This is a genomic window from Paenibacillus sp. CAU 1782 (genome assembly GCF_054551715.1).
Genome location: NZ_JBTOLL010000001.1, coordinates 835,763 through 849,822, shown reverse-complemented (window position 1 = coordinate 849,822; position 14,060 = coordinate 835,763). Strand labels below are relative to the sequence as shown.

Here is a 14,060-nt window from a genome sequence, read left to right as displayed (position 1 = left end):
AGATGGTAGTAGGCGACGCTTCACTCGATATCGATACGTTGGTCATTGGTGCAGGTCCCGGCGGTTATGTTGCCGCCATCCGCGCCGCGCAGCTTGGTCAAAATGTTCTGGTTGTCGACAAGGAATATGTTGGCGGCGTATGTCTGAACGTAGGCTGTATTCCTTCCAAAGCACTCATCTCCGCCGCTCATCAATTTGAGTCCGTGAGCCATGCATCCACTTTTGGCATTGAAGTTGGAGAAGCCAAAGTTGATTTCAGCAAAGTTCAAGAGTTTAAAAACGGCATCGTCAAAAAGCTTACTGGCGGCGTTGCATCCTTGCTGAAAGCGAACAAGGTTCAATACTTCCAAGGCGAAGTGATGTTCATCAACGAAAACGAAGCGCGTGTCTTCAACGATCAAGAAGCGCCTCGTTACCGTTTCAAAAACTGCATTATCGCTACAGGCTCGCGTCCAATCGAGCTGAAAGCATTCCCATACAGCAAACGCATCGTGTCTTCTACAGGCGCGTTGTCGCTGCCTGAAATTCCGAAAAGCCTCGTTGTTATCGGCGGCGGCTACATCGGAATCGAGCTTGGCCAAATGTACTCCAAGTTCGGCACTAAAGTAACTGTAATCGAAGGTTCGGATTCCATCCTGCCGGGCTTCGACAAAGATATGTCCTCCATTGTTGCCAAGAAACTGAAGAGCACTAATGTTGACATTGTTACCGGCGCGCAAGCAAAAAGCGCGGAGCAAACCGATAATGATGTTACAATTACGTACACAGTAGGCGACAAAGAAGAAAAAGTAACAGCTGATTACCTGCTCGTTACTGTTGGACGCCGTCCTAACACAGACGGAGAGCTTGGCCTGGATCTGGCTGGCGTAAAAACAACCGACCGCGGTCTGGTTGAAGTTGACGCACAATGCCGCACAAACGTATCGCATATCTATGCGATCGGCGACATTACGGCTGGCCCTGCGCTTGCGCACAAAGCCATGTACGAAGGCCGTGTTGCTGCGGAAGCAATCTCCGGTTTGACCAGCGTTGTTGACTACAAATGCGTGCCTGCCGTTTGCTTCTCCGATCCGGAATGCGCAAGCGTCGGCATCAGCGAAAAAGAAGCAAAAGACCAAGGCCTTAAAGTCAAAGTTGGCAAATTCCCATTTGCCGCGAATGGCCGCGCGCTTTCGCTTAACGCTTCCGAAGGTTTCGTGAAGCTGATTTCCGATCCGGACTCCGGTCTTGTGCTTGGCGCACACATCGTTGGCCTGGAAGCATCCAATATGATCGCAGAATTGGCGTTGGCTATCGAGATGGGCGCTACCCTTGAGGATATTGCGCTTACGATCCATGCTCACCCAACGCTGGGCGAAATCGTTCTGGACGCAGCCGAGGTTGCATTGGGCCATCCGATTCACACTTTTGTGAAATAAGAGCCTAATATCCGGAATTATATAGATTTCACAGCAAAGAGGTCAGGCGGTTTCATACCGCCGCGGCCTCTTTGCGCATATTATGGCCTATATGGATAATTGCGGCGATGAAGGGGAGACAACGTATGGAAGTGCTAGAGCCCAAAGCGACCAATCAGTCCCGAACTTTGATGACTCAGCTCATTTTTCCGCAAGACACTAATCACTACGACACCATGTTTGGCGGCAAGCTTATGGAATACATGGACAAGGTAGCGGCAATTGCGGCTATGCGGCATGCAAGGGGAAGAGTTGTTACCGCTTCAACGGACAGTCTGGACTTTCTTGCTCCAATCCGGATTGGAGAAGTCATCGAGGTGGAAGCGTTCGTCTCCTGGACCAGCCGCAGTTCGATGGAAATCTACGTCAGCGTTGTATCGGAAAATTTGTATAGCGGCGAGCGCAAGCCGACGGTCACTGCCTTTTTTACGTTTGTTGCGCTAGACGATAACGGCAAACCAACGCCAGTTCCTCCCGTGGAGCCGGAAACGGAGGAGGAGAAGGCGCTGTTTCTTTCCGCGCCGGAGCGTCATGCCTTGCGCAAGCAGCGCAAGAGGGAGAGAGCGGTTAGCGGGAAAAATCCTGGCTAGACTCTTTGGGGATGAACGAACGCGTTTAGCCGTGGTGGAAACAAAAAACGGTCGTGAAACGGCTAACGGAATGATATAATGAGTGTCATTAAGGTGTTGTCTTGCATAAGGCTGGATTTGGCATCAATTGTCGCAGCACCAACAGCATCGGGAGGTTGAAGTTTTCATGAACGGCGAGCAGCAATATTTGCAACTGCTGAGGGATGTGCTGGACAAGGGTTCGCGCAAGGAAGACCGGACGGGGACGGGAACAATCTCGACATTTGGTTATCAGATGCGATTTGATCTGTCTCAAGGATTTCCGTTGATGACTACCAAGCGCGTAGCTTTTAAGCTGGTGGCCAGCGAGTTGTTATGGTTTATTAACGGCGATACCAACATTCGTTATTTGCTTAAGCACAATAATAATATTTGGAATGAATGGGCCTTCAAAAAATGGGTGGAGAGCGATGCCTACAATGGCCCGGATATGAAAGATTTTGGCCTGCGCTCCCAAACTGACGAAACCTTTGCCGTTTTGTACAGGGAGCAAATGGACCTTTTTAAAGACCGGATTTTGAATGACGACGTATTTGCCGAGCAGTTCGGCGAGCTTGGAAATGTTTACGGCAAGCAGTGGAGGGACTGGCGCACTTCCCGCGGGGACAGCGTGGACCAGCTTCGCGATGTGATCGAGAGTATCAAGAAAACCCCGGATTCCAGAAGATTGATTGTTTCGGCCTGGAACCCGGAAGATGTGCCGACCAATATGGCATTGCCGCCATGCCACACTATGTTCCAGTTCTATGTTTCGGAGGGCAAGCTGTCCTGCCAACTGTATCAGCGCAGCGGCGATATTTTCCTGGGGGTGCCGTTTAATATTGCCAGCTATGCGCTGTTGACGCATCTCATTGCGCATGAGTGCGGGTTGGAGCCCGGCGAATTCATCCACACCTTGGGAGACGCGCACATCTATCTCAACCATCTGGACCAAATACAGGAGCAGTTGACGCGTGAGCCAAAGCCGCTGCCCAAGCTGGTGCTGAATGGCGATAAAACCTCGCTTTTTGATATGGAGCTGGAAGATCTCAAGCTGGAGAACTACGAGCCCCACCCCGGCATTAAAGCGCCGGTGGCCGTATAAACAACGTTTTAGGGAGGTGGCAAGGATGTCGGTAACGATGATTGCGGCTATGGATATTAACCGGACCATAGGCATTCATAACGAGCTGCCGTGGAGATTGCCCGCGGAAATGGCTTATTTTAAAGAAAAGACAATGGGGAAAACCGTATTGATGGGACGAAAGACCTTTCAAACGCTGCGTAAGCCGCTGGAAGGCCGCGTAAACGCCGTATTGACAAGAGGGGATGGAAGCGGTCTTGCTGGCTGCGAAATCGTACAATCGGCCGATGAGGCGCTCCAAAAATATGCCGGAGACGGCATCGAACTGATGGTTGCCGGCGGGGCGGAGATCTATCATTTGTTTTTGCCGCATGCGGACAAGATATTGCTTACCGTCGTGGACACGGACATTCCGGGAGGCGACGCCTTTTTTCCGGCGTTGGATGCTGCCGAATGGAAAATAACGGGAAGCCAATCCAGAGAGATCGATGACAATAATCCGTATTCATTTACCTTCTATAGATATGAGCGTGCTTGAATTCAATCATCATTCCAAATCAAGATTTGACGAACGATTCGTCATAAAGTGCAAATGATTGTGCGGAAAATCCATTAACGATCCTGTCTCAGTAATGCTAGCATGTTATAATAAAACGCACAGACTGCAATCAACATAAAATAGCAGCATACAGGAACGAGGACGGAGGAACTGCAATCATGTCTACACCAACTGGATTTATGGAATATCAGCGCCAACTGCCGGCCGATCGCGATCCTATCGATCGCATCAAGGACTGGAATGAATTTCATAAGCATTTGAGCGACGAACAGCTTCGCACGCAAGGCGCGCGCTGCATGGACTGCGGCACGCCATATTGTCATACGGGCATGGAATTGGCGGGCTCCGTATCGGGTTGCCCGGTCAACAACCTGATTCCGGAATGGAACAACCTCATTTACAGAGGGTTGTGGCGCGAGGCGCTTGAGCGTTTGCACAAAACGAATAATTTCCCTGAGTTCACCGGCCGCGTCTGCCCGGCTCCTTGCGAAGGTTCCTGTACAGTTGGCCTGATCGGCGACGCCGTAACGATTAAAACAATCGAACAGGCCATTATTGACCGCGGCTTTGAAGAAGGCTGGGTTGTTCCACAGCCGCCGAAAATGCGCACGGGCAAAAAGGTAGCGGTAGTAGGCTCGGGACCAGCAGGTCTGGCGACGGCCGCTCAGCTGAACAAAGCCGGTCATACCGTCACGGTATACGAGCGCGCAGACCGGATTGGCGGTTTGTTGGTGTACGGCATCCCGACCATGAAGCTGGAGAAACATGTTGTTCAGCGCCGGGTTGATCTGCTTGCAGAAGAAGGCATTCAGTTTGTGACGAACACGGAAATCGGCAAAGATATTTCCGCTAACGAATTGCTTGACAGTTTCGATGCGGTCGTACTGTGCGGAGGTTCCACCCGCGCCCGCGACGTGGAAATGGAAGGCCGCCATTTGAAAGGCGTTCATAAAGCGATGGACTATTTGAACGGCACGATCAAAAGCTATCTGGATTCCAATCTGGAAGACGGGAAGTACATTTCTGCAAAGGACAAAGACGTCATCGTGATCGGCGGCGGCGACACTGGTTCTGACTGCGTCGCAACGGCGCTGCGCCATGGCTGCAAATCCGTTACGCAATTTGGCACACATGCCAAAGCTCCGCTGGAGCGCGACACCATTAATAACCCGTGGCCGCAGTTCCCGAATGTTTACACGCTTGATTACGCCCATGAAGAAGCAAAAGCTTTGTTTGGCGAAGATCCTCGCGCATTCTCCGTTCTGACGAAAAAATTCGTCGGCGACGAAAACGGAAACCTGAAAGAGCTGCACACTGTACAGATCGAACGGACTGTCGACGAAACAGGACGTAAAATTTACACCGAGATCCCGGGAACGGAAAAAGTATGGCCGGCTGATCTTGTATTTATCGCAGTAGGATTTGAAGGTCCGGAAACTACGATTATCGAGCAGTTGGGACTGGAGCAGGATCGTCGTTCCAACGTAAAAGCAAGATACGGAAAATATGTAACAAACGTGGAGAAGGTATTTGCCGCAGGCGATATGCGTCGTGGACAAAGCCTTGTCGTATGGGCCATCAACGAAGGCCGTGAGGCTGCTCGCGAGGTAGACAAATATTTGACAGGCTCCTCCATGCTGCCTTAAGAGGTAGTTCAAAAAGTCCGCTTTCCATTGCGGAAAATGCCTGGCGGCATAACCAGCGTCGAATATGGAATTCAGCCGAAACATCCGGTCCTCACATAGCTACCACTACGCTCCGGTCCTCTGTTTCTAGCTTCATTCCATCTTCTCGGCACTGAAAACCGAACTTTTTGAACCGCATTTAATGAGGTAGTTCAAAAAGTCCGCTTTCCATTGCGGAAAATGCCTGGCGGCATAACCAGCGTCGAATATGGAATTCAGCAGAAATTTAATAAGGTAGCGTGGCCCCGTGAGGGCGACGCTGAACCTATTCCGTGAGCGCCTTCGGGCGCTTTCTTGTTTTTTAGCCGCAAAGGAGAGTGCAAAACGATGATTAAATACGGAATGGATACAGTACACGAGCTTGTATTTGCCGGATTTCAAGCCAGGATCGAAAAACGGGACAGTCAATGGATCGACGTCTGGCTAAAGCCCGAATTGGCGGAATCATCCCTATTGCCTGGGGATATCATCGATTTTTCTATTTTGGTCATCGCCACGCCGGATGGACGCTTGGTTCAAAGCGTAGCGCTGGATGAGGAATGCGACTGCGAATATAGCTTCACCATTGGCGAAAAAGAACAAATCGCCGCATTTATCGAGCGGGATGACATTCAGCGCCAAATTTGCGAGGCAGCAATACCGTAAGCAGGAAAGTTGTGGTAAAATCGGTGTGAAGACAAGGTGCCGGGGGTTATAATGATGACTGCCAATCCTGCCTATATATTAACGCCGACTGATGTAAAGAATATACGCGGGTACGTACATAACAAATATGCCGCTATGCCAAGCGACAAACGAGTGGAGATTGTGGCGGACGCGGTCCAGCGGATCATTCACCGGCAATTGCCGGATTTTGAGCTGTCGCTGAAGCAGCGTTTGACTAGCGAATTGATTCGCTCCACAGTCATGCAGGAGCAGCGGCCGGTAAGCGCCGACGATGTGTACCGGCTTTGCCTGGAACTTGACCAAAACGATGAAAAAATCGCGGGCCCCCTTCAAAAGTGGATTAACGTGCAAGGCGAGAGGTTGGCTGCTGCAGATGGAGCGTTATCCGCGGTTTCTTCTAGAAACCAGGCACTAGACGTTCAAGGAGCCTCTGCAACCGCAACGTTGCTTCCGGAGGTTGGCGAGACTAGCAGGCCAAAGCAGAAAAAGACGCTGCTTTACAGCCTGTTATTTGTTCTGCTTGCCGGCTGCTCCATTATATACGCGGCAGGATATATGACGACGCCAAGCGTGGCGGTGAACGACGAAATGACGAGCGTCGCTCTAAACAACCCACAGCAGGGTCCTGTTATGCCGTCTCTGCTCAACGAATTGCCGGCAGAGATGAGATATGCGGAAGTAGCGCCGGAAGCGCTGCTTTCCTATTTGACAAGCCGCAATTCGCTGCTGGCGGACGAGCCTTATTTTAACGATATTATGGTGACGGCCAAAGAATTCGATATCCACCCGGCGTTGCTGTTCGCTATTACGGGACAGGAGCAAGCCTTTGTGCCCCGAGACAATAAGCGGGCGCGCGAGATCGTTAATAATCCGTTTAATGTATTCCATAGCTGGCAGGATTATAATACAACGACAAGGGAATCCGCGCAGATTGCGTCCAGAACCATAAATCGGTTAAGCAAGGACCGTCCGAACGGAACCGAGCCGCTTGTCTGGATTAATCGTCAATATGCCGAAGACCCGAACTGGTCGACGGGCGTGGCTTCCATATTCAAAGCGATCGTGAATCATCTGGAGAGTCATCGCGTCACCGAGAAAGCTGTTTCATAAGGGAGTGACCTTAACCATTGAAAACGCTGATCATAGCGGAAAAACCCGATATGGGGCGCAATATTGCGGCCGTCATCGAACCGCGCGCCAAAAATCATCGGACCTATATAGAGGGCGAACAATACATTATTACATGGGCGATCGGCCATTTGATCGGACTTGCAGAGCCGGACGCTTATGATGTGAAGTACAAAAAATGGAACATCAACGATTTGCCTATCATTCCAGAGGCTTTCAAGCTGGTGGCGAACCGCAAAACGGCGGATCAGCTCAAAGTCATCAAGGAACTTGCCAAACGCTCGGGGCAACTGGTGAATTGCTGCGATGCGGGGCGGGAAGGCCAATATATCTTTTCGCTGATTCAGCGCCATCTGAAGCTGCGCCAGCCGGTCAAGCGGCTATGGATCTCCGATTTGACGCCGGAGAGCATTCGCAAAGGGTTTGACGAGCTGAAGGACGGCTCGGAATACGACAATTTAACAAAAGCGGCCACAGCGCGAAGCGAAGCGGATTGGCTGATTGGCATGAACGGTTCGCGCGCTTTTACAACAAAGCATAATGTATTGCTGTCGGTTGGCCGTGTTCAAACGCCGGTGCTAGCGCTGATCTATGACAGGCAAAAAATCATCGAAGCCTTTTCCTCGCTCAAATATTATGTGGTGGAGGCGGAGCTGCAGCAAGGAGAAACCGTCTTTCGCGGCACTTGGATGGGTGACCGGTTAACGGACAGCGACAAAGCGGGAGCGATTGCGGCCAAAGTTAGCGGCAAGCCGGGCATTATTGAATCTTATGAAATTAAGGACGTTAAGGAATATCCGTTAAAGTTGTACGACCTGACTTTGCTTCAGCGGGAAGCCAATGGACGGTACGGATTTTCCGCTAAAAAAACATTGGATATTGCCCAAGCCTTGTACGAAAAACACAAGGTAATTTCCTATCCCAGAACCAACTCCAACTATGTGACGGAGCAAAATATTCCGGAAATGCACAAAGCGTTGTCCGCCTTGCAGGGAACCTCCTATGATAAATGGGTAAGCTCTGCCAACCGGGCTTTGGTGCATAAAGGGAATAAATTCATTTGTAATCCCGCCAGGGTCGAGGATCACCACGCGATTCTTCCCACTACCCGCAAGGCAGGAGAGTTGTCTGGCGATGAAGCCAAGCTGTACGATCTCATCGTTAAACGTTTCTTGTCTCAATTTTATCCCCCGGCTGAATACAAGTCGCATACGGTTGTAACCGAGGTGGAAAAAGAGAGGTTCAAGAGCAGCATCAAGGAGCTGCAGAGCTTGGGCTGGAAAGTTATTTATAACGACGAGAAGAAGGAAAAGGCCAAAGAAAAAACGGATAAAGCTCAAAAAGAGCAGGAGAGCGATGACGAGGTAGAGGTTGCTTATCCGTTCCGCTTGAACAAGGAGCAAGGTGTCACGTGCACCGGGGCCGAGGCCAAGGAAAAGGAAACTCAGCCCCCAAAGCCTTTTACGGAAGGCACATTGTTGAAGGCTATGGAGAGCGCGGGCAAAGACATTGAAGACGGAGACGTACGGGATGCTATGAAGGATTCCGGTTTAGGAACTCCCGCTACTCGCGCGGCCACGATTGAACGGTTAAAAAAGGTTGAATATATAGCGATGCAGGGCAAACGGATTCTCATTACGCAAAAAGGCAAAACGGCAATTGAGCTGATCCGCGACGCTGGCGTGGAGCTGCTGACATCGCCGGAAATGACCGGCATGTGGGAAAAACGGTTAAGCGAAATCGCGCGCGGTACCGCTTCTAACGAGCAGTTTATGGAGAATGTTAAAAAATTCGCCACAATGATCGTTCAAAAAGCGAAGGGGCAGGTCAGAATCGACAGCTCCGCCTTCCAAAATGCCGAGTCTCAAGGCAAAGGGGGAAGAGGCGGCAGCAAAGGAGCGACAGGGAGCACGCGAGCTTCATCGGCGAGATCAACAGCAGCAAACACCGGGGCAGCCTCTAGAAAACCGGCTGCTGCTTCAAAGACTGCCGCTCGCAGCAGTACGGCTAATGCGGCTTCCGGCAGTACTGAAAACCAGTCTGGCCTATCTCTGGAGCCGCAAAAGGTGGCAGCATGTCCTCGTCCGGGCTGCGGCGGGTATTTGTTCATGGGCCGCAAGGGTTATGGATGCAGTCATTACAAATCCGGATGCAGCTTTGTTATTTGGAAGGAAAGCTTTGGCCGTAAGTTGAGTGATACCCAGGTCAAGGCGCTTGTGGAAAAAGGAAAAACAGCAAAGCTAAAACTATCCGTCAGAGAAGGGGAAGCGGCGGAAGGGAAAATCGTGCTGCTTGATCCAGCAACGGGGAAGCTCGGAGTCGAGATGTAGAAAAATTAAACCCGCCAGCAGTCGCTTAATCGCGGAAGCTGGCGGGTTTTTGTTTACTTAGCGGCCAATAAAGTTGTGAATAGCATCCGGCACCTGAATCAAGTGATCCAGAGTCAGAAAAGCACCACGCGGTTGCACATCGATGCCAACCACGTTGTAATGCCATTCCATCTGTGTGCGCATGTGGATGGCATGAATGCCGGCTGTTAGCGCAGGAACAACATCCGTACGAATGGAATTGCCGATCATCCACGTGTTGTCTCTGTCGAAGCTGCGGGACGACAATATACCTTCCATTGCTTCGCTGTTCTTAAGCTGACGAATATAGATATTGGAGCCAAAATAATGTTCTAGCCCCATACGCTGAATCTTGCGGCGCTGAATGGGCTCTTCGCCGCCGGTATAAAGATGAAGCTCGTGGCCGGCTTCCGCCAATGTATCCAGCGTTCGTTCCATGTTCGGATAGGGCTCGGTTTCATGTTCATAAGCTCCCATGCCAAGCTTCCATAAAAAAGCTACTTCTGTTGCAGAACGTTTCCGGCCAGTCAGATGACTGAAGTGCGAATACGTGTCCAGAAAGGATTGCGGGAAGTGTTCGCTCTTAAAGCCGCTAATGCTGACCAGTGCAACATCGCATTCCATCTGCATGCTGCGAATTTCATCGGCCGTCACCGCGTCAAAACCGCCAAACCAGACCGTCATCGTATCCACGAATTGATCGATTACAAAGAAAAAATATTTATTGCAATAAATTAACGTATCATCAAGATCAAATAAAATTTGCTGCTTCATCAAGCCTGTTCTCCTTTGCCGTTCAATACGCATTGCGTAGTTGGTATATACCAATCTACCGCATCTGACCCCGAAACGTCAAACCCTCGCGAAGAGTAATCCACAAGGCAAGAACAGGGAGGCGTACCAATCATGCGTACTTCAATTGCGATTGATGCAGTTGATTTTTGATAAAAGCAATCCGCCTTCTAACATAAAAGTCGCGGCTGTCGCTCTTCAAATCTCGGGGACCGATCACCTCCTCTGTGTTGTTGTCGATAATGACTAACCTGCCGTCGCTAAAAAATTTAAAGGTTAAATCGCGAAACGGTCGACCTTTCTCTACATAACGAAAATTTTCACAGCTAACTCCCATGGTGTACCGGCCTCCTTCAACGCTTCAATATTCAGAACATTTGTTCTTTTTTCAGTATACCAAACATTTGTTCGTGTGGAAAGTGTTTTTTATTTGCCGTAAACTAGTTTCATAGGTTATTGTCAGAAAGGGAGCGGGGCATGTTACGGATAAAAGGATTGACCAAAAGAATACCCGGAGGCCCGAAGGTGCTTGACGATGTTAGCTTCGACGCCTACGAGGGAGATTTTGTTGCTGTGAAAGGAAGCAGCGGCAGCGGCAAATCGATGCTGTTGAAATGCCTTGCCCTCCAAGAAACATGGAGCTCGGGAAGTTACCAATTCAACGGGAAGGACGTGTCCCGGGGAAGCTGGACCACAAAGATGAAGCTTAGACAGCAGGTTGCTTACCTGGAGGAAAAACCGTTCCTGTATCCCGATAAAACGGGTTTGAAAAATGTGATCATTGGCTCTGTTTCCCAAACGCCGGCATGGCGCAGATGGAGCGGCATGATGCGCAGCGACGACTACATGGGCGCGATGGAAATGATAGAAAAGCGCGGTTTGCTGGACAAGGCGCATTTGAAGGCCCGCAATCTCAGCGGCGGCGAACGGCAGAGGATGGCGATTGCCCGGGCGCTTGTGCACGGCGCAAAGGTCATTGTAGCGGACGAGCCTGTATCGGGCCTTGATCCGCATGCGGCGGACGAAGTTCTTGGCGAACTGAAAGCGCTCTGCAAAAATGAAGGCATCATCGTCATCGCAGTGCTTCATCAAGGCGATTGGGCCGAACGGTATGCGGACCGCATTCTGGGTTTAAATCAGGGCAAGCTGGTTCTCGATGTTTACGGTAGAAAACTGACGATGCGCGAGAAGGGGCTTTTGTAAGCGAGAAGGCGGCGGGGGCAACCTCAGCCGCCTTTGTCATGAGACGAGCTGTCTTGGACATAAGCTAAACCATTCCAGTGTGATTAAACCCCTTAAAGGATGGTGCGACGCTTCATGTCCATTTCTTCACCTCTTGTTGTTCAAACTGTAAAAGCTGTTTTTCCAAAAACAACTCTGCTTGTTCCCCATGTATCCGGGGGAAGCCATCATGACGGCGCTGTTCGAGTCATTAATGAAAGCATAGGGGCAGAGGTACGCAATCTGAGAGCCAGCCAGGGACCGTTAGATGACCCCAGAGCGGAAATGCTGGGCTGGTTTGAGGTAAAAACCAATGAAAAAAATGTATTCAGCCTTTCGCTATTTAATTATGCCTATACCGGCGGAGCGCATGGCATGACGCTTCAGCAATCGCTGACTTTTGATGCTGTCACAGGGAAGCGTTATACGCTGGCCGAGTTGTTCAAACCCGGCAGCAACTACATAGAGGTTATTAGCGCTATTGTTGCCGCATCCATCGTCAAACGCGGCATTGAACCTCTGGAGTCCTTTAAGTCAATTTCCCCCGACCAATCCTTCTATATCGCCGACCGGTCGCTCGTCATTTATTTTCAGCTGTATGAGCTGGCTGCTTATGTGTACGGCTTTCTGTATTTCCCCATTTCCGTGTACGAGCTTCAATCCATTATTAATGAAAATGGCCCGTTAGGCGCAATGCTTGAGGGGAGTTAACGACTTCCATGAGGTTGTTGTTAAAAGCGATTGAAAGGGGATGGCGACATGTTCGCGGCCTTGTTGGGATGTTTGCCGGCAGTTGCCGCAGGGGCGTTAATACTGGCATTGGGCTGGAAGGCGCAGGGAGGCATAGAGTCCTCGCGTTATCAGAGCATGTCCATGTACGGCCTTGACGCGCAATTGCTTCAGGACAAATCGGACTTGCATCGGCTTGGCCTGGCGCAAATTTTGTCCCGCAGATGGCGGGGCATTCCCGCGTTAGGCCTTTCATTTAATACAATGGCGATGATTGGAAGCGCGGCTATGCTGTTTGGCCCGGCTTTGATCGCAGGGGGACCAACCGTCGTAGGGATTGGTTTTCCCCTCCTGGCTCTCCTAAGCTTGCCGGTTGCCGCGGCGCTTGCGGAATTGATGTCTGCTGTGCCGTCATCAGGAGGCATTTACCACGTAGCGTACCTGTTTGGGGGACGGCGCTGGGCGATCTGCACCGGCTGGCTTCATGCCATCGGACAGGTGGCTATGCTTGCTCTTCTGATTGGCGGCTGCGCTGTTTTTGCCAGTATGCTGCTTGCCGCCCGGCTTGGGTATGAGCAGTCGCCATTGACTCTGGGACTAGCGGCAGCGGCAGTGGCCTGCTCGCTGGCCGCAGCCAATCTGTGGGGCCATAAAGCGCGCCAAAGCTTGGCTGCGGCGGGCGTCTGGCTTCAGCTGCTGCTTGCGGCAGCCATATTGGGCGGGCTGGCTTGGTTTTTTTGGCCCGGCGATTATTCGCCAGCCGCATTATATGCTTTTCGGGATATCGGTTGGAGCGGTGCGGCGGGGCCTGAGGGACTTCTTCTTGGCACGCTGTTGCTCCTGAAGCTGTTTACCGGAATGGAAGGCGCGGCTCAAGGCGCAGAAGAAACGATAGAGCCGCGTGTGAGAGTTCCTTGGAGCATTTATATGTCGGTCGCATTTGTTTTTGCCTTTGGTTTTGTGCTGCTTATGTTCATGACATTGGTTTTGCCGTCGTCCCTGGCAAGCGGTTCTAATCTGGCGTTAGCTCCCTGGATGAGCGGTTTTGCGGGCGGAGAGTGGTTCCTGCAAAGCGCCATGGCGGGATGGGGAGGAACTGCCGCCATAGCTATCATGATCGTTTTGTCTTTGTGGCTAAGCGGAGTTCAGGCAGCAGGGATCTGCGCCAGAACGCTGTTTGCTATGGCCCGCGACGAAGCTTTGCCGTGCAGCCGCCGCCTGGCGACCGTTTCGGTGAGCCGCCAACTGCCTATAACGGCAATATGTTATGCTGCTGTCCTCCCGCTGGCGCTGCTTGCGGCTTGTGCCGCTGCAGGCTTGAACAATCTCTTCTTGCTGCTGCTGTCACTTGGATTAACGGGGTTTCAGCTTGCTTACGCGGTGCCGATTGGCTTGCGGCTTAAGTCATTGTTCGGCAACAGAAGAAAGGCTGAGCTTGCTGCTTCGCACGGTGAAGGCCCTTGGCATCTTGGCAGCTGGAGCAAGCCGATTCATACAACTGCATTTGCCTGGCTGGCGGCCAGCGGCATTCTCTCCGCTCTATTCATTCATCCTGGAGGCGGGGCTGCCATTGCTGTTCTTTTGGCTCTGGCAGCGTTGAGGGAAACCATCGTTCGCAAACGTCGAACCCGAATCGGAGAGGGGCGGGATACCATGAGGAAAGCAAACCGCGAGCTTGCCGTCCTTGAGGGAAATTACCCATTGAATTAACGAGGCGGCCGGGAAATGACGTGTGGGAAATAGAAATAATCCAACCGCTTTATTTCCCGGGGAAGCGCAATAA

Annotated in this window: 13 protein-coding genes; 11 read left to right on the top strand and 2 right to left on the bottom strand. The window is 51.3% G+C overall.

Going from position 1 to position 14,060, the window contains the following annotated elements; translation table 11 throughout:
* The first annotated feature begins 2 nt into the window (after nt 1-2).
* The 8 genes from lpdA to ACX93W_RS04125 all read left to right on the top strand — a co-directional run bounded on the left by lpdA (nt 3) and on the right by ACX93W_RS04125 (nt 9,517).
* Entirely contained in the window at nt 3-1,418 is a 1,416-nt protein-coding gene (gene lpdA, locus ACX93W_RS04160) for a dihydrolipoyl dehydrogenase (RefSeq protein ID WP_459391050.1), read from the top strand.
* A gap of 125 nt (nt 1,419-1,543) precedes the next feature.
* Nucleotides 1,544-2,047, top strand: a complete 504-nt coding sequence (locus ACX93W_RS04155; RefSeq protein WP_459391049.1) for an acyl-CoA thioesterase — start codon at nt 1,544-1,546, stop codon at nt 2,045-2,047.
* 166 nt (nt 2,048-2,213) lie between these two features.
* Nucleotides 2,214-3,170 (top strand): thymidylate synthase, encoded by a 957-nt coding sequence (locus ACX93W_RS04150; RefSeq protein WP_459391048.1) that lies wholly within the window; start codon nt 2,214-2,216, stop codon nt 3,168-3,170.
* Nucleotides 3,171-3,195: 25 nt separating this feature from the next.
* On the top strand, nt 3,196-3,687 hold the full coding sequence (locus ACX93W_RS04145) for a dihydrofolate reductase (RefSeq protein WP_459391047.1): 492 nt from the start codon (nt 3,196-3,198) through the stop codon (nt 3,685-3,687).
* A gap of 179 nt (nt 3,688-3,866) precedes the next feature.
* On the top strand, nt 3,867-5,354 hold the full coding sequence (locus ACX93W_RS04140; protein ID WP_459391046.1) for a glutamate synthase subunit beta: 1,488 nt from the start codon (nt 3,867-3,869) through the stop codon (nt 5,352-5,354).
* Nucleotides 5,355-5,720: 366 nt separating this feature from the next.
* On the top strand, nt 5,721-6,038 hold the full coding sequence (locus ACX93W_RS04135; protein ID WP_459391045.1) for a hypothetical protein: 318 nt from the start codon (nt 5,721-5,723) through the stop codon (nt 6,036-6,038).
* A 51-nt stretch (nt 6,039-6,089) separates the two neighbouring features.
* Complete coding sequence (locus ACX93W_RS04130; protein WP_459391044.1) at nt 6,090-7,169, top strand: hypothetical protein; 1,080 nt, start codon at nt 6,090-6,092, stop codon at nt 7,167-7,169.
* A gap of 17 nt (nt 7,170-7,186) precedes the next feature.
* Entirely contained in the window at nt 7,187-9,517 is a 2,331-nt protein-coding gene (locus tag ACX93W_RS04125; protein WP_459391043.1) for a type IA DNA topoisomerase, read from the top strand.
* Nucleotides 9,518-9,574: 57 nt separating this feature from the next.
* Here ACX93W_RS04125 and ACX93W_RS04120 read toward each other — a convergent pair whose 3' ends face one another.
* Together ACX93W_RS04120 and ACX93W_RS04115 are read right to left on the bottom strand one after the other, a co-directional pair.
* On the bottom strand, nt 9,575-10,309 hold the full coding sequence (locus tag ACX93W_RS04120) for an HAD family hydrolase (protein ID WP_459391042.1): 735 nt from the start codon (nt 10,307-10,309) through the stop codon (nt 9,575-9,577).
* A gap of 130 nt (nt 10,310-10,439) precedes the next feature.
* A complete protein-coding gene (locus ACX93W_RS04115; protein WP_459391041.1) occupies nt 10,440-10,664 on the bottom strand; it encodes a hypothetical protein in 225 nt (74 codons plus the stop codon).
* A 140-nt stretch (nt 10,665-10,804) separates the two neighbouring features.
* Here ACX93W_RS04115 and ACX93W_RS04110 point away from each other — a divergent pair, with 140 nt between their 5' ends.
* The 3 genes from ACX93W_RS04110 (at nt 10,805) to ACX93W_RS04100 (ending at nt 13,987) form a co-directional block, all read left to right on the top strand.
* The gene (locus ACX93W_RS04110) at nt 10,805-11,530 is read left to right on the top strand and encodes a phosphonate ABC transporter ATP-binding protein (RefSeq protein ID WP_459391040.1); all 726 of its coding nucleotides are present in this window, start codon (nt 10,805-10,807) and stop codon (nt 11,528-11,530) included.
* A gap of 114 nt (nt 11,531-11,644) precedes the next feature.
* The gene (locus ACX93W_RS04105) at nt 11,645-12,259 is read left to right on the top strand and encodes an RsiV family protein (RefSeq protein WP_459391039.1); all 615 of its coding nucleotides are present in this window, start codon (nt 11,645-11,647) and stop codon (nt 12,257-12,259) included.
* Nucleotides 12,260-12,307: 48 nt separating this feature from the next.
* Nucleotides 12,308-13,987, top strand: a complete 1,680-nt coding sequence (locus ACX93W_RS04100) for an APC family permease (protein WP_459391038.1) — start codon at nt 12,308-12,310, stop codon at nt 13,985-13,987.
* Nucleotides 13,988-14,060: the final 73 nt, after the last annotated feature.